The 18,598-nt window shown below is 70.9% G+C and carries 14 protein-coding genes; 11 read left to right on the forward strand and 3 right to left on the reverse strand.

The genetic code is table 11. From position 1 onward, the window contains the following. Positions 1-130: 130 nt before the first annotated feature. The 3 genes from ABD793_RS39885 (at position 131) to ABD793_RS39895 (ending at position 2,725) form a co-directional block, all read left to right on the forward strand. Positions 131-1,156 (forward strand): LacI family DNA-binding transcriptional regulator, encoded by a 1,026-nt coding sequence (locus ABD793_RS39885; protein ID WP_344868836.1) that lies wholly within the window; start codon positions 131-133, stop codon positions 1,154-1,156. Then, a complete protein-coding gene (locus ABD793_RS39890; RefSeq protein ID WP_344868837.1) occupies positions 1,153-2,154 on the forward strand; it encodes a Gfo/Idh/MocA family protein in 1,002 nt (333 codons plus the stop codon). Before ABD793_RS39885 ends, ABD793_RS39890 begins: the two co-directional genes overlap by 4 nt. A gap of 67 nt (positions 2,155-2,221) precedes the next feature. Next, complete coding sequence (locus ABD793_RS39895) at positions 2,222-2,725, forward strand: GNAT family N-acetyltransferase (protein ID WP_344868838.1); 504 nt, start codon at positions 2,222-2,224, stop codon at positions 2,723-2,725. 207 nt (positions 2,726-2,932) lie between these two features. Here the strand turns inward: ABD793_RS39895 and ABD793_RS39900 are convergent, their stop codons facing one another. After that, complete coding sequence (locus tag ABD793_RS39900; protein ID WP_344868873.1) at positions 2,933-3,529, reverse strand: SDR family NAD(P)-dependent oxidoreductase; 597 nt, start codon at positions 3,527-3,529, stop codon at positions 2,933-2,935. 49 nt (positions 3,530-3,578) lie between these two features. Then, positions 3,579-5,420 carry an asparagine synthase (glutamine-hydrolyzing) gene (gene asnB, locus ABD793_RS39905; protein ID WP_344868839.1) on the reverse strand — a complete coding sequence of 614 codons (1,842 nt, stop codon included), beginning with the start codon at positions 5,418-5,420 and terminating at the stop codon, positions 3,579-3,581. 447 nt (positions 5,421-5,867) lie between these two features. Between asnB and kdpF the strand changes: the two genes are divergently transcribed. From kdpF to ABD793_RS39935, 6 genes are read left to right on the forward strand one after another with little or no spacing between them, the layout of a single operon-like run. Beyond that, complete coding sequence (gene kdpF, locus ABD793_RS39910) at positions 5,868-5,969, forward strand: K(+)-transporting ATPase subunit F (protein WP_344868840.1); 102 nt, start codon at positions 5,868-5,870, stop codon at positions 5,967-5,969. Position 5,970: 1 nt separating this feature from the next. Further along, positions 5,971-7,632, forward strand: coding sequence for a potassium-transporting ATPase subunit KdpA (kdpA, locus tag ABD793_RS39915; protein ID WP_344868841.1), 1,662 nt, complete (start codon positions 5,971-5,973; stop codon positions 7,630-7,632). After that, positions 7,629-9,713, forward strand: a complete 2,085-nt coding sequence (gene kdpB / locus ABD793_RS39920; RefSeq protein ID WP_344868842.1) for a potassium-transporting ATPase subunit KdpB — start codon at positions 7,629-7,631, stop codon at positions 9,711-9,713. The genes kdpA and kdpB overlap by 4 nt, the downstream gene beginning before the upstream one ends. A gap of 5 nt (positions 9,714-9,718) precedes the next feature. Next, the gene (locus tag ABD793_RS39925; RefSeq protein ID WP_344868843.1) at positions 9,719-10,303 is read left to right on the forward strand and encodes a potassium-transporting ATPase subunit C; all 585 of its coding nucleotides are present in this window, start codon (positions 9,719-9,721) and stop codon (positions 10,301-10,303) included. 5 nt (positions 10,304-10,308) lie between these two features. Continuing rightward, complete coding sequence (locus ABD793_RS39930; RefSeq protein ID WP_344868844.1) at positions 10,309-12,888, forward strand: sensor histidine kinase; 2,580 nt, start codon at positions 10,309-10,311, stop codon at positions 12,886-12,888. Next, positions 12,885-13,583, forward strand: a complete 699-nt coding sequence (locus ABD793_RS39935) for a response regulator (protein ID WP_344868845.1) — start codon at positions 12,885-12,887, stop codon at positions 13,581-13,583. Before ABD793_RS39930 ends, ABD793_RS39935 begins: the two co-directional genes overlap by 4 nt. 63 nt (positions 13,584-13,646) lie before the next feature. Here ABD793_RS39935 and ABD793_RS39940 read toward each other — a convergent pair whose 3' ends face one another. Beyond that, positions 13,647-14,300, reverse strand: a complete 654-nt coding sequence (locus ABD793_RS39940; RefSeq protein ID WP_344868846.1) for a hypothetical protein — start codon at positions 14,298-14,300, stop codon at positions 13,647-13,649. A gap of 186 nt (positions 14,301-14,486) precedes the next feature. On the opposite strand from ABD793_RS39940, the gene ABD793_RS39945 reads away from it, so the two are divergent. Together ABD793_RS39945 and smc are read left to right on the forward strand one after the other, a co-directional pair. Then, positions 14,487-14,783, forward strand: a complete 297-nt coding sequence (locus ABD793_RS39945) for an acylphosphatase (RefSeq protein ID WP_344868847.1) — start codon at positions 14,487-14,489, stop codon at positions 14,781-14,783. A gap of 210 nt (positions 14,784-14,993) precedes the next feature. Then, positions 14,994-18,593: a chromosome segregation protein SMC gene (gene smc, locus ABD793_RS39950; protein WP_344868848.1), complete on the forward strand. Its 3,600-nt coding sequence runs from the start codon at positions 14,994-14,996 to the stop codon at positions 18,591-18,593. Positions 18,594-18,598 lie beyond the last annotated feature (5 nt).

Raw genomic sequence — 18,598 nt, forward strand, 5'->3', positions numbered from 1 at the left:
ATACCTCTCCGCCACCCGAGGGGCCGGTCGGGCGTCTGCTTGATTAGAGCGCTCTAATCTTGTAACGTCCGGCACATCGAGTCAAGGGAGGGGTTTCCGGCCCGTGAGCACGTCACCGGGAGACCGCCGGATGGGGAAACCCACCATGGCGGACGTCGCCGCGCACGCCGGTGTCTCCCGCGCGTTGGTGTCGCTGGTGATGCGTGATTCGCCGAAAGTCTCCCCGCAGCGACGGGCGGCAGTGCGGAAGGCCGCCGCGGAACTGGGATATTCGCCGCATGTGATGGCAAGGGCGCTGGCCAGCCGGACGTCCACTGTGGTCGGTGTGATGGTCAACGACCTGCGCAACGCCTTTTTCGCCGACGTGGTCGAGGGCCTGGACGCGGCAGCGCAGGCAGCCGGGTTCGATCTGATCCTCAACACCGGCGGCCGGGTGCCTGCCCGGGAGGGAAACGCGTTGCGCAGCCTGCTTTCCTTTCGCCCGGCGGGAATCGTGCTGTTGTCACCGGTGGTCCCGGCCGCGGAGATCGAAGCCGCCGCGCGCCAGTGCCCGGTGGTGCTGGTCTCGCGCACCTCCCGGCTCGGCGGCGTGGACACGGTGAACGACGACGGCGAAGCCGGTTCCGCGCTGGCCGTCGAGCACCTGATCGGGCTGGGACACCGGCGGATCGCGCACCTGGACGGCGGGGGAGCGGCCGGTGCCGCCGCCCGCCGTCGTGGCTTCCGGCGGGCGATGCGGGCACGCGGGCTGGAACCGATCGTGGTGCGCAGCGAGCACACCGACACCGCGGGCGAGAAGGCGGTGCAGGAGCTGCTGTCCGGCTACCACCGGACCGGTCTGCCGACCGCTTTGCTGGCAGGCAACGATTTCAACGCGGTCGGCGCGATTTCCGCGCTGACCGAAAACGGGCTGCGGGTACCGGAGGACGTTTCGGTGGTGGGCTACGACAACACCTCGCTGGCCTCGCTGCGGCACCTCTGTCTGACCACTGTGGACCAGCCGCGGACCGAAATGGGCAGGCTCGCCCTCGAAGCACTGCTGGAACGGGTGCGCGGCGAGCGGACCGAACCGGTGCGGCACCTGCTGCACCCGTCGCTGGTGGTGCGCAACACCACCGCGCGCCACCGGGACGAGGACCAGGAGGCAGGACGATGAGGGTGGGACTGGCGGGCACCGGGCGGATCGGCGCGGCGCACGCGGAGACGCTCCGGGATTTCGCCGAGGTGTCGTCGGTGGTGCTGGCCGACGTCGACGCCGGGCGAGCGAGAGCGATCGCGGCGGAACTCGGCGTGGCGGCGGTCGACGGGCTCGACGCACTGTTCGGCGCCGGTCTCGACGGACTGGTCGTCACCGCGGCCACCGACGCGCATCCGGAGCTGATCATCCGCGCGGTGGACGCCGGGATCCCGGTGTTCTGCGAGAAACCGGTGGCCGCGGACATCCCCGGCACGCTCGCGGTGATCGACCGGATCTCCGGTTCGGCGGTCCCGGTGCAGATCGGGTTCCAGCGCCGGTTCGACGCGGGCTACCTGGCCGCGCGGGCCGCGGTGGAAAGCGGCGAGCTGGGCTGGCTGCATTCGGTGCGGGCGACCACTTTGGACCCGGCGCCGCCGCCGGCGGAGTACGTGGCGCACTCCGGCGGGCTGTTCCGCGACTGCGGGGTGCACGACTTCGACATCATCCGCTGGGTCACCGGCCGGGAAGTCGACGAGGTCTACGCGGTGGGGCGCAACAAGGGCGAGCAGTTCTTCACCGAAGCCGGTGACGTGGACACTGCGTCGGCCACGCTCACCCTGGACGACGGCACGCTCGCCACGGTCTGCCTGTCCCGCTACAACGGCGCGGGCTACGACGTGCGTTTCGAAGCACTCGGTTCGGCCGGGAACGCGGTGGTGGGCCTCGACGACCGGGCACCGCTGCGGACCGTCGAACCGGACACCGCGCCGTTGCCCGGTCCGCCCTACCCCGGCTTCATGGCCCGGTTCGGTCCTGCTTACTCCGCGGAGCTGAAGGTCTTCCTCGAAGTCGCGGCCGGTACCCGGACGAGCCCGGCCGGGGTCGCGGACGCCCTCGAGGCCTTCCGCATCGCCGAGGCCTGCGAGCTTTCCCGCCGGGAACACCGTCCGGTGGCGGTGGCCGAAGTCCGGACCTGAGCACGGCGGGGTGGTCTGCCGGATCAACGGGTAGCGCAGGGGATCGTCGTGTGCCAAGCTGCCGGGCGTGCCTGTCGCCGGAGAATCCGAGATCGCCCTGATCCCGCTCGACGAGCCGGGTCTGGCGAGGCTGCTGGCGGCCGCGGTCGCCGAGGCCGATCCGCTCGAGGTGATGCCTCCGGTGGACGGTCCGGAAGGGTGGACCGACCACCGGCGCGAGGTGTTCCTGGCCTTTCACCGGCGGCGTTCACTGGATCCGGAGACCGCCATCGAAAGCACCTGGGTGGTCGAGTTCGACGGCGCCACGGTGGGCGCGGCCCGGCTCCGGCCGGTCTCCGCGGACAGCGCGCTGGAGGTCGAGGCAGGCGTGTGGCTCATCCGTTCGATCCGCGGTCGCGGCATCGGCCGCCGGGTGGCCGCAGTCCTGCTCGAATCGGCCCGCGACGGCGGCGCCGCCCGGTTCGTCGCGACGACCACGGTGGACAACACCGCCGCCCACCGGCTGCTCCGCGGCACCGGCGCGGACCTCGACGTGCACGGCGCCAACGTGGATGCCCGGCTGGAGCTGTGAACGCCCTCCCCGGGTGAGCACGGCTCCGGCACCGCCCCGGATCGGCTCACTGTGGCGGCCCCGGTGCTGGGCACCGTCTTGCCGATCAGCCGCCGCAGCAGTTCCCGTTCGGTGCGTGCGTGGAACGGGGAGCGGGCCTCGGCGGCGTCGGGGAATCGTTCCCGGGTTTCCCGGCCGGTGCGCCTATCCCCGTCGGTGCCACGGTATTCACGTGCCGGCGCTGCCCGCCCGCATCAGCCGCCCGGCCCGCGCCAGGCTCGCCCGCTCCGGCAGATGCCTGCCGGCCCTGGCGAACAGCGCGTTCCGCCTGCCGTCCACGACCGAGGCCTTGCGTTTGGCCAGCGCCCGGAAGGCGGTCGTGACAACCTGTTCCGGGGTGCGAAGCCCACCGACCGCGGGCACCAGACCTTTCGAGTACATCCCGGTGGCGGTCACCCCGGGGCACAGCGCCAGCATCCGGACGCCCGCTGCCGCGACCTCGGCGGCGGTGCCCAGCGTGAACGACTGCACCAGGGCTTTGCTCGCCGCGTACGCGGCCATGTGCGGCACGGGCTGGAAAGTGCCCGTGCTCGACACGTTCACGACCACCCCACGGCCACGCGACACCATGCCGGGAAGGAAGCGGATCGTGTTTTCCACGACGGCCTCCGCGTTGAGCCGCAGCATCGCCGAAACGCTCGCCGCGTCCGCGTCCGCCGTCGCTCCCGCCACCCCGGCGCCGGCGTTGTTGACGAGGAAGCCGACCTCGATCCCTTCCTCGATGGTCCGGTCGAACAGGTACCGCGGGGCGTCCGGTTCGGACAGATCCCGGCCCCCGTCCCTGCCGGGGACGGGGGCCGTGGCCGGCCGGTGGTCAGTCCACCTGCAGTTCCGGTGAGTACATTTCGAACCAGTGGTACAGGTCGATCGAACGGTCGAGGCCGACCCGCTGGCGGCTGTCGATGGTGCTGCTGTCCACTTCGCCGATCCGGTGCAGCCAGTCCCGGTCGATCACCTGGAACACCGGGTGGTCGCGTTCGGCCAGGATCTCCTTGGCCTGCGACTGCAGTGCCACCGCGTAGCCGGGGTCCTGCGTCGACGGGTACGGGCTCTTCACCCGGTCCCGCACGGACGCGGGCAGCACGTGCTTCGTCGCGTGCCGCAGCAGGCTCTTTTCCCGGTTGTCGAAGGTTTTCAGCGACCACGGCGCGTTGTAGACGTACTCCACGAGCCGGTGGTCGCAGAACGGCACCCGCACTTCGAGGCCCACCGCCATGGACATCCGGTCCTTGCGGTCGAGCAGCTGGCGCACGAACCGGGTCAGGTGCAGGTTCGAAATGGTGCGCATCCGGGATTCGCGGGCCGATTCGCCGTCGAGGCCCTCGACCTGCGCGACCGCGGTGCGGTACTGGTCGGCCACATAGGAGTCCAGGTCCAGGGTGGCGTCCAGCCGCTTGGTGAGCATGCTTTCCCGCCGCTCGGTCAGTGAGTTGCGGAAGGCCAGCCACGGGAAGGTGTCCGCGTTCACCGCGGCCTCGTCGTGGAACCAGCGGTAGCCGCCGAACACCTCGTCGGCCGACTCGCCGGACAGCGCCACCGTGGACTCCGCGCGGATCGCCTTGAACAGCAGGTACAGCGACATGTCCATGTCACCGAGCCCGGCCGGGATGTCCCGTGCCCGGATCACCGCGCGTCGGACGTCCACATCGGACAGTTCGGACGGGTTCAGCATCACGTCCTTGTGCGCGGATCCGACCAGCTGCGAGACATCGCGGATGTAGGGCGAGTCCGGGGTGTCGCGCATTTCGTCCGGCTGGAAGTTCTCCTCCTGTCCGTAGAAGTCCACGGAGAACGTGCGCAGCTGCTCGCCCTGTTCGGACAATCGCGCCGCGGCGAGGCCGGTGACCGCGCTCGAATCCAGTCCGCCGGACAGCAGCACGCACCGCGGCACGTCCGCGACCAGCTGCCGGTTGACGATGTCGGTCATCAGCTCGCGCACCTTGCCGACGGTGGTTTCCTGGTCGTCGGTGTGCGGGCGGGCGTCGAGCTGCCAGTAGGTGCGGGTGTTGATGCCGTCTCGGGTCACCGTGACCACGGTGCCCGGCAGGACCTCGTACATGCCCTTCCACAGCGACCAGCCCGGCTGCTTGGTGAAGGCGAACAGCTCACGTAGGCCGTCCGCGTCGACCACCTTGCGGGCCAGCGGATTGGCGAGGATGGCCTTGGGCTCCGAACCGAACAGCACCCCGTCCCGGGTGGGGTAGTAGTAGAACGGCTTGATGCCCATCCGGTCGCGGATCATCACCAGCTTCTGGTCCCGCTCGTCCCAGATCGCGAAGGCGTACATGCCGTTGAGGTGGTCCACCAGTTCGGTGCCCCACTCGAGGTAGCCGTGCAGCACGACCTCGGTGTCACTGTCGGTTTCCCAGCGGTGGCCGAGCTTCGTCAGTTCCTCGCGCAGTTCGGTGAAGTTGTAGGCCTCACCGCTGTAGACCATGGCGACCTCGCCGTTCGGCGTGCGCACGCTCATCGGCTGCCGCCCGCCGGGGAGGTCGATGATCGCGAGCCTGCGGTGCCCGAGCGCGACCGACCGGCGCACCCAGGTGCCCCGGTCGTCCGGGCCACGGCAGGCCATGGTCTCGGTCATGGCATCGACGACCTCCTGGCGCTGGGTCAGATCGCTCTCATACGCGACCCAGCCGGCGATTCCGCACATGCTCCGCCTCCCGAGAATTTTACTTAGCTGATACAACTATCTGTAACTCAGGTGTAACACAGCCCGGCCCGGCTGTCTGCCCGAATTGCACGCTCCGTCCGTGCTCGGCTACCAGGTGTGGCGTCGATCACTTACCAGTTGCAGGCCCGTCACCGGCAGGAATTCCCGGTTCGGCGGTCCGGCCGGGCGCCCGCGCGGATCCGCCGGGTTTCCGTGGGCACGCTCACCCGGCGTCAAGATCTCGTAAACAGCGCCAGGTCACGACGTCAAGGAGGCGTCAGACGGGGTCCGGCACCCGGCCCGGAGACCGCACTGTGGCCGGACCAGCGATCACCCGACCCGGGTGACCCTTCCGGAGAGGTGCCTCGTGGCCGATTTCCTGTACGCCCTGTTGCTGATCGGCGTTTTCCTGGCGCTCGCCGGCGTCCTGCGCGGGCTGGAGAAGCTGTGAGCGGCGTGGGCACGGTGGCCGATGTCGTCGGCGGACTGCTGGCGCTCGGCCTGATCGCGTACCTGTTCGTCGCGCTCGTACGGCCGGAGAAGTTCTGAGATGACTGACGTCGGTGCCGGCCTGATCCAGGCCGGCCTGCTCCTGGCCGCCCTCGCGGCGGTCTACCAACCGCTCGGCGACCACCTCGCCCGGGTCTTCTCCGGCGAGCGGCACCTGCGGGTCGAGAAGGCCCTGTACCGGTTCGTCCGGGTCGACCCGGATTCGCGCCAGCACTGGAAAACCTACGCGTCCGGGGTACTCGGGTTCTCGTTCGCGTCGGTTGTGCTGCTTCATCTGCTGCAACGGCTGCAAGCGGTGCTGCCGTGGAACTTCGGCCGCGGACCGGTCCCGCCCGCGGTCGCGTTCAACACCGCGGTGAGCTTTGTGACCAACACGAACTGGCAGTCCTACGTCCCCGAGCAGACGATGGGCCACTTCGTGCAGATGGCAGGGCTCACCGTGCAGAACTTCCTGTCCGCCGGGGTCGGGCTCGCCGTGGCGATGGCGGTGATCCGCGGGTTCACCGGCTCGCGCACGGACCGGCTCGGCAATTTCTGGGTGGACCTCACCCGCGGCACCGTCCGGGTGCTGCTGCCGATGGCGTTCGTGTTCGCCGTCGTGCTGATGGCGCTCGGCGTGGTGCAGAGCCTGCGTTCCGGGGTCGCGGTGACGAATCCGGACGGCAGCCGGCACACGATCGCGCTCGCCCCCGCGGCGAGCCAGGAAGTGATCAAGGAACTCGGCACCAACGGCGGTGGCGTCTTCAACGCCAACTCCGCGCACCCGTTCGAGAACCCGAGCGTCTGGACGAACCTGATCGAGATGTTCCTGATCCTGGTGGTCCCGGTCTGCCTGACCCGCGCGTTCGGGCAGCTCGTCGGCAATCGCAAGCAGGGGCACGTGCTGCTGGGCGTGATGGGCCTGCTGTGGGGTGCGATGCTCACGGTGATCTGGCTTTCCGAAGCCCGCACCGGCAGTCCGGCCGCGGCCGCCGCGGGAGCGAATCTGGAGGGCAAGGAACAGCGGTTCGGGCTGAGTCTCACTTCGCTCTTCGCGGACACGACCACCGGTACGTCGACCGGTGCGGTCAACGGCGCGCACGACAGCCTGTCCGGCACCGGCGGCGGCGGGGCACTGCTGAACATGCTCTTCGGCGAGATCTCGCCGGGCGGCGTCGGCACCGGGCTCTACAGCATCCTCGTGATGGCCGTGCTCGCGATGTTCCTCGCCGGGCTGATGGTCGGGCGAACGCCGGAGTACCTCGGCAAGAAACTCGGCAAGCGCGAGGTGAGCTGTGCGGCGATCGCGATGCTCGCGATGCCGACGGTGGTGCTGCTCGGCTCCGGTATCGCGCTGATGCTGCCGGGCACCTCGGGGGCGCTGGGCAACTCGGGGGCGCACGGGCTGTCGGAAATCCTCTACGGCTATGCGTCCACCGCCAACAACAACGGCAGTGCGTTCGGCGGTCTGACCGCGACGAGCGATTGGTTCCAGGCCTCGTTCTCGGTCGCCATGCTGATCGGCCGGTTCGTGCCGATCCTCGCGGTGCTCTGTCTTGCCGGTTCGCTCGCCCGGCAGCACAAGGTGCCGGAGACTGCGGGCACGCTGCCCACGACCGGACCGCTGTTCGGCGCGATGCTCACCGGCACCGTCGTACTCGTTGCGGCGCTCACCTTCATCCCGGCGCTGGCGCTGGGACCCATTTCGGAGGCGTTGGCATGACTGTCCTGGAAGAGCGGAGTCCGGTCACCGGGCGGCCGGGCAGTGCCGGACGGGTCGGCGCCGGGGTGTTCCGCCCCGGGCAGCTGTGGTCGTCGCTGCCCGAAGCGCTGCGCAAGCTGAACCCGAAGCACCAGCTCAAGAACCCGGTGATGTTCGTGGTGTGGGTCGGTTCGCTGCTGACCACCGTTTTCGCGGCCACCGATCCGAGCGTGTTCACCATCCTCATCGCGGTGTGGCTGTGGTTCACCGTGCTGTTCGCGAACCTGGCCGAAGCGGTCGCCGAGGGCCGCGGCAAGGCGCAGGCGGAGACGTTGCGGCGGACCAAGAAGGAGACCTTGGCACGGCGGCTCACCGAGGACGGGTCGGAGCAGCAGGTGCCCGGCGCGGACCTGCGCGTCGGTGACCTCGTGGTGGTCGAGGCGGGGCAGGTGATCCCCGGCGACGGCGACGTGGTCGAGGGCATCGCGTCCGTCGACGAGTCGGCCATCACCGGCGAGTCGGCTCCGGTGATCCGGGAGTCCGGCGGCGACCGGTCCGCGGTCACCGGCGGCACCACGGTGCTCAGCGACCGGATCGTGGTGCGGATCTCCACCGGGCCCGGTGAGTCCTTTGTGGACCGCATGATCGCGTTGGTGGAGGGAGCGTCGCGGCAGAAGACGCCGAACGAGATCGCGCTGACCATCCTGCTGGCCACGCTCACGATCATCTTCCTGCTCGCGGTCGTGGCGCTGCAGCCGATGGCCGCCTACTCCGGCAGCGAGCAGTCCGTGGTCGTACTGGCTGCGCTGGTGGTGTGCCTGATCCCGACCACGATCGGCGCGCTGCTGAGCGCGATCGGCATCGCCGGGATGGACCGGCTGGTGCAGCGCAACGTGCTCGCCACGTCCGGGCGTGCGGTCGAGGCCGCGGGGGACGTGTCCACGCTGCTGCTCGACAAGACCGGCACGATCACCTTCGGCAACCGGCGGGCCACCGAGCTGATCCCGGTCGGCGAGTCCACCGTGGACGACCTGGCACGCGCGGCTCGGCTGTCCAGTCTCGCCGACGGCACCCCGGAAGGCCGGAGCATCGTCGAGCTGATCGCCGAGCGGCACGGGCTTGCGGCCGCGGCGGACGACGGCGAGAAGCTCGCCGAGTTCGTGCCGTTCACCGCGCAGACCCGGATGAGCGGCGTCGACTTCGACGGCCGCGAGATCCGCAAGGGCGCGACTTCCGCGGTGCGGCAGTGGGTTCGCGACCGCGGCGGCGACGTCCCGGACGAGACCGAACGCGTCGTCGACGAGATCAGCCAGCAGGGCGGGACCCCGCTGGTGGTGGCCGAGGCCGCAGGTGGCACGGCGAAGGTGTGCGGCGTGACCTGCCTGTCCGACGTGGTGAAGCCGGGCATGCGGGAGCGCTTCGGGGAACTGCGCGCGATGGGCATCAAGACGGTGATGATCACCGGGGACAACCCGCTCACCGCGCAGGCCATCGCGAGGGACGCCGGCGTCGACGATTTCCTCGCCGAGGCCAAGCCCGAGGACAAGATGGCGCTCATCAGGCAGGAGCAGGAGGGCGGCCGGCTGGTCGCGATGACCGGCGACGGCACGAACGACGCCCCCGCGCTGGCGCAGGCCGACGTCGGGGTGGCGATGAACACCGGGACGATGGCGGCCAAGGAAGCGGGCACCATGGTCGACCTCGATTCGAACCCGACCAAACTGATCGAGATCGTGGAGATCGGCAAGCAGCTGCTGATCACCCGCGGCGCGCTGAGCACCTTCAGCGTGGCCAACGACCTGGCGAAGTACTTCGCCATCCTGCCTGCCATGTTCACCGGTATCTTCGCCCAGCTCGGCGCGCTGAACGTGCTGCAGCTGGCCACCCCGCGCTCGGCCATCCTCTCCGCGGTGGTCTTCAACGCGCTGATCATCGTGGCGCTGATCCCGCTCGCCCTGCGCGGCGTGCGGTACCGGCCCTCGTCGGCGTCCGCGCTGCTGCGCCGGAACTTGCTCGTCTACGGCCTCGGCGGCATCGTCAGCCCGTTCCTCGGGATCTGGGTGATCGATCTGCTCGTGCGCCACATTCCGGGAATCGGGTGAAAACGATGCACACGCTGCTCAAACAGACCGGGGCCGGCCTGCGCCTGCTGCTCGCGATGACGGTCCTGCTCGGCCTGCTCTACCCGCTCGCGGTGTGGGCGGCCGGGCGGATCCCCGGTCTGCAGGACCGCGCCGAGGGCTCCATCGTCAGCGAGCACGGCCGGGCGGCGGGCTCGGCGCTGATCGGGATCGACCCGGTGCCCGCCGATCCGGCGCGCGATCCGTGGTTCCACACCCGGCCGTCGGCGGCCCCGGAAGGCGCTTCCGGGGCGTCGAACCAGGGGCCGTACAACGAGGATCTGGTGCGGGCCATCGCCGAACGGAGGACCCTCATTGCCAAGCGGGAAGGCGTGCCGGCCGACCGCGTGCCGCCGGACGCGGTGACCGCTTCGGGCTCCGGGCTCGACCCGTCGATCAGCGTTGCCTACGCCGAGCTGCAGATCCCGCGTGTGGCCCGGAGCACCGGGCTGAGCAAGGAAAAGGTGCGGGAGCTGGTGGAAGACGGCAGCACCGGCGGAATCGGGGTGCCCGGGGCGAACGTGGTCCTGCTCAACCTTGCCGTGCATTCGGCCGCTCCCGGCGCACACTGAACGCTGTGAGCACATCGGAGGACAGCACGAAGCCACGCCGAGGCGAACTGCGCATCTACTTCGGTGCGGCTCCTGGCGTCGGCAAGACCTACGCGATGCTGGGGGAGGCGCGCCGCCGGCTCGACCGCGGCACCGACGTGGTGGTGGGGCTGGTCGAGACACACGGCAGGCAGAAGACCGCCGACCTGCTCGACGGGATGGCGGTCGTGCCGCGGTGCACGGTCTCCCACCGCGGGCACGAATTCGCCGAGCTGGACCTCGACGCGGTGCTCGCCAGGGCACCGGAAGTGGTCGTGGTCGACGAGCTGGCGCACACCAACGTGCCCGGCGGACGGCACGAGAAGCGCTGGCAGGACGTGCACGAGCTGCTCGACGCCGGGATCGACGTGCTGTCCACGGTCAACGTGCAGCATCTGCAGAGCCTCAACGACGTCGTCGAGCGGATCACCGGGGCGGCCCAGCAGGAGACCGTGCCGGACGAGGTGGTCCGGCGGGCCGGGCAGCTGGAGCTGGTGGACATCACCCCGGAGGCGCTGCGGCGCCGGCTGGCGCACGGCAACGTGTACCCGGCCGAGCGGATCGATGCCGCGCTGGGCAACTACTTCCGGCCGGGCAACCTGACCGCGCTGCGGGAGCTGGCGTTGCTGTGGGTGGCCGACCAGGTCGACGTCGCGCTCCAGCGCTACCGCGCGGAGCAGCGGATCACCGACACCTGGGAGGCCCGCGAACGCGTGGTCGTCTCGGTGACCGGCGGACCGGAGAGCGAGACGCTGATCCGCCGCGCCAGCCGCATCGCCACCCGGGCCGGTGCCGAACTGCAGGTCGTGCACATCCTCAGCGGAGACGGGCTGGCCGGCCGGTCCTCCTTCCCGTCGAGCGCGGTCGCGATGGCCTCGTGCCGGACGCTGGCCGAGGAGGTCGGAGCCACCTTCCACACCGTCGTCGGCGACGACGTGCCGACCGCGCTGCTCGATTTCGCCCGCGGGGTCAACGCCACCCAGCTGGTGCTCGGGACGTCCCGGCGTTCCCGGGTGGCGCGGTTGTTCGACCAGGGCATCGGTGCCACGGTGGTCCAGCAGTCCGGGCCGATCGACGTGCACATGGTCACCCATCCGCACGCCGGCGGACGGTTGCGGGCCAGGCCGGGCACGAGCCCGCTGGCCCGGCCGCGGCTCGTGGCGGGCTGGCTGCTGGGTCTGCTGCTGCCGCCTGCCGCGACCGGGCTCGGGGTGCTGCTGCGCGACACTGTGGAGTTCTCCACGGACGTGATCCTCTACGTGCTCGCGACGGTCGTCGTGGCGCTGGTGGGCGGCCTCGGGCCGGCGCTCCTCGCCGCGGTCTTCGGGGCCGGGCTGCTGAACTTCTACTTCACCCCACCGCTGTACACGCTGAACGTGCACCGCCCGCAGAACGTCGTCACGCTCATCGTGATGATCGTGGTCGCCGTGCTGGTGGCTTTGGTGGTCGCCTCCGCGGCACGACGGGGGGCGGCTGCCGCACGGGCACGGACCGAGGCGTCGTTGCTGGCCTCGTATGCGCGCACCGTGCTGACCAATTCGCGCCCGATCGAACGGCTGCTGGAAAAGGTTCGTGAGAACTTCGGGCTGAATTCGGTGACCCTGCTGGAGAAACGGGACGGCCGATGGCAGAGGGCCGCAGCGGTCGGGGAGGAGCCGTGTGCAGACCCGGACGAGGCCGATGTGGACATCGCGGTGACGGCCGACGTGCACCTCACGTTGCGCGGGCGCACGCTGCCCGCCGCCGACCGGCAGGTGCTGGAAGCCGTTGCGGGGCAAGCACTGCTCGCGCTGCGTCAGCAACGGATGGCGGCCGCGGCGGCCGCGGCCGAGCGCAAGGCCGAGACGACCGAGCTGCGCACCACGCTGCTGTCCGCGGTCGGGCACGATCTGCGCACCCCGCTCACCTCGATCAAGGCCGCGGTCGGCAGTCTGCGCGCGCCCGACCTGTCACTGTCGCAATGCGACACCGAAGAGCTGTTGGAGACGGTGGAGCTGTCCGCCGATCGGCTTGCCGGGCTGATCGAAAACCTGCTCGACTCCTCCCGGCTGGCGACCGGTGCGGTGACCCCGCACCTGCGTCCGGTCGGGTACGACGAGGTGTTGTCGCACGCACTATCCACTGTGGACAACTCGGCGGAGGTGCGGATCGAGGTGGATCCCCGGTTGCCTCCGGTGCTGGCCGATCCGGGGCTGCTCGAACGCGTGATCGCGAACGTGCTGGACAACGCGGTGCGGCACGGCGGCGGCGTGGTCTCCGCGCGGGCCGGCGCGCATTCGGAGTTCGTCGAGCTGCGGATCGTGGACCACGGCAAGGGATTGCGGAAGGGGACCGCGGAATCGGCGTTCGCGCCGTTCCAGCGGCTCGGCGGCGACCGCGCCGCGGTGCCGGGCGTCGGCCTCGGGCTGTCGGTGGTCAAGGGGTTCACCGAGGCGATGGGCGGTACCGTGCGGGCCGAGGACACGCCGGGTGGCGGACTCACCGTGGTGCTCTCGCTTCGTGGCTGCACCGGAGGCGAAATCGCAGGCGTGGAAGGGGAATCGGCGCCGGAGGGGGTGGCTCGGTGAGCGACGGGGTGGCGGCGACCGTGCTCGTCGTCGACGACGAACCGCAGATCGTGCGGGCGCTGCGGATCAACCTCAACGCGCGCGGGTACCGGGTGATCACCGCGCACGACGGCACCGCGGCGCTGAAGGCGGTCGCGGAGACCAAGCCCGACGTCGTGGTGCTCGACCTCGGCCTGCCGGACCTGGACGGCACCGAGGTGATCGGCGGACTGCGCGGCTGGACCACGGTGCCGATCATCGTGCTGTCTGCGCGTGGCGACTCCGCGGACAAGGTGCGTGCGCTCGACGCGGGCGCGGACGACTACGTGACCAAACCGTTCGGCATGGACGAACTGCTGGCCCGGCTGCGGGCCGCGGTGCGGCGTTCGGCGGTGCTGGGTGCGGACGGCGGGGAAGCGGTCGTGGACACCGGTTCGTTCACTGTGGACCTGGCGGCGAAGCGGGTGCGCCGCGACGGCCGCGAGGTGCATCTGACCAAGACCGAGTGGGGCGTGCTGGAAATGCTGGTGCGCAACCGTGGCCGGCTGGTCGCGCAGAAACAGCTGCTGCACGAGGTGTGGGGCCCGTCGTACCAGACCGAATCGCACTACCTGCGGGTCTACCTGGCGCAGCTGCGGCGCAAGCTCGAACCGGAACCGTCCCGGCCCCGGCACCTGCTCACCGAACCGGGCATGGGCTACCGCTTCGAGGCCTGATCCGCCGGGAAGACCGCCCGGCGGGAACCGGATTCCCGCCGGGCAGCCCTTCGCGGACGTGGCTCAGTGCGAAGGGGGCGGTGCGCTGTCCGGAGTGGACGGACCGGGTGCGTCGCTGGTCGGCTCGCCGCTGCTGGAGCTGCCACCGCCGCTGCTGCTGGTCGGGCTCGTCGGATCCGAAGACGGCGGGCTCGTCGGATCGGTCGTCGGCGACGACGGCGTGGTCGGTGTCGTCGGCTTGGTCGGGGTGGTCGGGGTGGTCGGCGGCGGGTTCGAGGTCGGCGGGTCGCTGCGCGGCGTGGTCGTGGGCGCGCCGCCGCCGGGCTGGTTCGGTGGCGGGGCCACCACGCTGGTGGTCGGCACGCCGTCCGCGCCCACCGACACGAGAGTGGTCGGCGTGGCCGGCACGGTCGAGTCGCCGGAGCTCGACGAACCGGGTGCGGTCGTCGGACCGCCCGGTATCGCGCTGCCCGGTTCGACCTGCGAGGTGCCGGGCAGGGTGCCCTGGCCGCCGCCGGGCACGTTCGTGGCGTTGTCGGCGGGAGCGCCGGGGCCGGCCAGTTCGGCGACCGCGGCGAACGCCGTGGCCACCACGAGGCCGCTCACCCCGAGGATCGCGAGACCGGCCCGGTTGGACCGGCCGCCGGGCGGCGGGGCGGTGCTCTTCGGGGCGGCCGATACGGAGACGCTCGGATCAGGCCCGTCGGGGCGGGACATGCAGGCTCCTCTGAGGTTTCGGACGCGGTCACTGGCTCTTGTGTCACTCGGTCCGGGGCCCCGCGGAACGGGGGATTCGGGGCGGCCGGACGCGGACCCCGGCGGGGAGGCTATCACCGCAGGCACGAGGTTCGCCCGGATGTGGGGTGCCGTGGTCACTGTCCGCAGTCATGGCGGTAGGGCAGGATGGGTCCGGTGAGTGAGCAGGAAACGCCCGTCCGGCTGGCCGCCTGGGTGCACGGGCACGTACAGGGCGTCGGTTTCCGCTGGTGGACCCGGAGTCGGGCGCTGGAGCTCGGCCTGTCCGGTTTCGCCCGCAACCTCCCGGACGGCCGGGTCGAGGTGGTGGCAGAGGGTACCCGGGACCACTGTGCGCGGCTGTTGACCGCCCTGCGCTCGCGGACCTCACCCGGACGAGTGGACCACGTCGTCGAACGCTGGAGCCCGGCCAAGGGCGACCTGACCGGGTTCACCGAACGCTGACCCGGCGGTGCGGCGCGGTCCGCGCCGGATGCCTGCGGTGCGCCGGGGCCGGTGAGGCCGGTGTGACGAAAGGGGTGCACGAGGTTGCCGGGACCGTCGGCTCTGTGCTAAGGCACGCCGGGGACCCCGCCTGCCGGGATCGGGCGCCGGGCCCGGGTAACCTGTGCGGATCGGAACGCCAGTACCCGCGGCCAGAGGGGTCAGCACCACGTGCACCTGAAAAGCCTGACGCTCAAGGGCTTCAAGTCCTTCGCCTCGGCGACCACGCTGCGATTCGAACCGGGGATCACCTGCGTGGTCGGGCCGAACGGCTCGGGCAAGTCCAACGTGCTCGACGCGCTGCGCTGGGTGATGGGCACCCAGGGTGCCAAGGACCTGCGCGGCGGCAAGATGGAAGACGTCATCTTCGCCGGCACCGCCGGCCGCGCCCCGCTCGGCCGGGCCGAGGTCACGCTCACCATCGACAACGCCGACGGTGCGCTGCCGATCGACTACGGCGAGGTCTCCATCACCCGCCGGATGTTCCGCGACGGCGCGAGCGAGTACGAGATCAACGGTGACCGCTGCCGGCTGATGGACGTCCAGGAACTGCTGTCGGACTCCGGTATCGGCCGCGAGATGCACGTGATCGTCGGACAGGGCCAGCTGTCCGCGATCCTCGAGTCGAAGCCGGAGGAACGCCGCGCCTTCATCGAGGAGGCGGCCGGCGTCCTCAAGCACCGCAAGCGCAAGGAACAGACCTTGCGCAAGCTCACCAACATGCAGGGCAACCTGGACCGCCTCGGCGACCTCACCACCGAGCTGCGCCGTCAGCTCAAACCGCTGGGCAAACAGGCCGAGATCGCGCGCAAGGCGCAGTCGGTGCAGTCCGAGCTGCGCGATTCCCGGTTGCGGCTGCTCGCCGACGAGCTGGTCACCCAGCGCGATTCGCTGGCAAGGGAAGAGGCCGACGAGCGCACCGCACGGCAGCGCCGGGCCGAGGTCGAGCAGGCGCTGGAAGTGGTGTCCGCCGAGGAGACCGAGCTGGAGGCCTCGCTCGCCGAGGACGCACCGCGGCTGCAGACCGCGCAGGAGACCTGGTACAAGCTGTCCGCGCTGGCCGAGCGGCTGCGCGGCACGGTGCGGCTTGCCGTGGAACGCCAGCGGCACCTGTCCTCCGACGTCGACGCGCCCACCGGCGGCCGGGACCCCGAGGAGCTGCTGGCCGAGGCGGAAGAGGTCGCCGAGCGCGAGCAGGAGCTGAACGAGGCGGTACTGGAAGCCCGTGAGCTGCTCGCCGAAACGGTGCTGCGGCGCGAGGATCTCGAACAGCGCGTGCAGGCCGCCGAGCGGGCGCACTGGGCGGCGGTCCGCGCCATTGCCGACCGTCGCGAGGGCATGGCGAAGCTGACCGGTCAGGTCGAGGCGGCGCGCAGCAAGAACGGCGCGACCGCGGAGGAGATCGACCGGCTCACCGTGTCGCTCGAGGAATCCACCGAGCGTGCCGAGATCGCCGTCGAGGAGCTGGAAGAGGCGAAGGCGTCCGGCGGGGTCGAGGATTCCGACGACGCCGAGCTGCGCGAACGCCACGACCGTGCGGTCGAGGCGAACGACGCGGCGAAGGCCCGCGTCGAGGAGCTGGTGAAGGCCGAGCGCGGTGCGGAGCGGGACATCGCTTCGGAGAAGGCCCGCGTCGAGGCGCTGTCCATGGGGCTCAAGCGCAAGGACGGTGCGGGCGCCCTGCTCGGCGCGTCCGCCGAACTGCCGGGGCTGCTCGGGTCGGTGGCCGCACTGCTGACCGTCGAGCCCGGCCACGAGGTCGCGCTGGCCGCGGCACTCGGCCCGGTGGCCGACGCGGTCGCGGTGTCCGGCGGCGAGCAGGCGTTGTCCGCGCTGAAGTACTTGAAGGACACCGATTCCGGCCGGGCGGGCATCGTACTCGGCGATCTTCCGTCCACTGTGGACACCAGTGGCTGGCCGGTGCTGCCCGGCGGTGCGCGCTGGGCCCGCGAGGTGGTGCGTGCGCCGGAGCAGCTGCGGCCCGCGGTGGAGCGGGCGCTGGAGCAGCTTGCGCTCGTACCGGATCTGGACGCCGCGCGGCGGCTGGTGGCCGGGCACCCGCACGTGCGGGCGGTCACCGCGGAGGGCGATGTCGTCGGTGCGCACTGGATGGCCGGTGGTTCGGCCGCGCGGGAGAGCGTGATCGAGGTGCAAGCCGCGGTCGACGAGGCGGCCGAGCGGCTGCGCACGGCCGAGCGCGCGGTGGAGCGGCATTCCGCGGAGCTGGCCGGTGCCAAGGCCGAGCAGCAGGCCCGCCGGGACGAGGTCGGACAGGCCAAGGAAGCGTTGAGCGAGGCGAAGGTCCGCAAGGCCCGCTCCTCGGAACGGCTGAACCGGCTGGAGCAGGTGGCCCGGTCCGCGCGTGCCGAGGTGGAACGGCTCACCGGGCAGCGGGCGAAGGTCGAGCAGAGCCGTGCGGAGGCGCTCGTCCAGCTCGCCGAACTGGAGGAGCGGCTGACCGCGGTCGCCGAGCAGCCGGTGGAGGACGATCCGGACACCGCCGAGCGCGACGAAGCCGCCGAGCAGCTTGCCGTGGTGCGGCAGGAAGAAGTCGAGGCCCGGCTCGCGCAGCGCACCGCGGAGGAGCGTGCGCGGGGGATTGCCGGGCGTGCCGAGTCGTTGCGCCGCGCGGCGCACACCGAACAGCAGGCTCGCGAACGGGCCGCGCGCGCCAGGGAATCCCGGCAGCGCGGGGCGGAGATCGCCACCGCGGTGGTCAACGCCGGTGAGTTCGCGCTGGAGCGGATCGAGCATTCCGTGCAGCGTGCGGCGGCCGAACGCGACGAGGCACAGGCGCAGCGCCAGACCAGGGAAACCGCGCTCACCGCGGTGCGGGCCAAGGTGCGGGAGCTGTCCGGGGAACTCGAGAAGCTGACCGACGCGGTGCACCGCGACGAGGTGCTGCGGGCCGAGCAGCGGCTGCGCCTGGAAACGCTGGAAGCCAAGATCTCCGAGGACTTCGGCATCGGGCTGGCCGATCTGGTCGCCGAGTACGGTCCGGACGTGCCGGTGCCGCCGAGTGCGGGCGAGATGGCCGAGTACGAGGCGGCGAAGGAACGTGGCGAGGAGGTCACCGCACCGCCGCCGATGCCGTATGACCGCGCCACCCAGGAACGCCGTGCCAAGCGTGCGGAGAAAGACCTGACGCTGCTGGGCAAGGTGAACCCGCTGGCGCTGGAGGAGTTCGCGGCGCTGGAGGAGCGCTACAAATTCCTCTCCACCCAGCTGGAGGACCTCAAGGACACCCGCAAGGACCTCGAGGCGGTGATCAAGCAGGTGGACGAGAAGATCCTGGAGGTCTTCACCTCGGCCTACTACGACGTCGCGCGCGAGTTCGAGACGGTGTTCGGGGTGCTGTTCCCCGGCGGTGAGGGCCGCATGGTGCTCACCGAACCGGACGATCTGCTCTCCACCGGCGTCGACGTGGAAGCCCGGCCGCCGGGCAAGAAGGTGAAGCGGCTGTCGCTGCTTTCCGGCGGGGAGAAATCGCTGGTGGCAGTGGGCATGCTGGTCGCCATCTTCCGTGCCCGCCCCTCGCCGTTCTACGTGATGGACGAGGTCGAGGCCGCGCTGGACGACACCAATATGCGCAGGCTGATCGGGCTGCTGGAGCAGCTGCGCGATTCGTCGCAGCTGATCATCATCACCCACCAGAAGCCGACCATGGAGATCGCCGACGCACTGTACGGCGTGAGCATGCAGGGCGACGGGATCACCAAGGTCATCTCCCAGCGGCTGCGTGCCGAGGAGGAGCCGGTCCCGGCTCCCTGAGCGAG

The organism is Amycolatopsis ultiminotia (genome assembly GCF_039536925.1).
Lineage (GTDB): Bacteria > Actinomycetota > Actinomycetes > Mycobacteriales > Pseudonocardiaceae > Amycolatopsis > Amycolatopsis ultiminotia.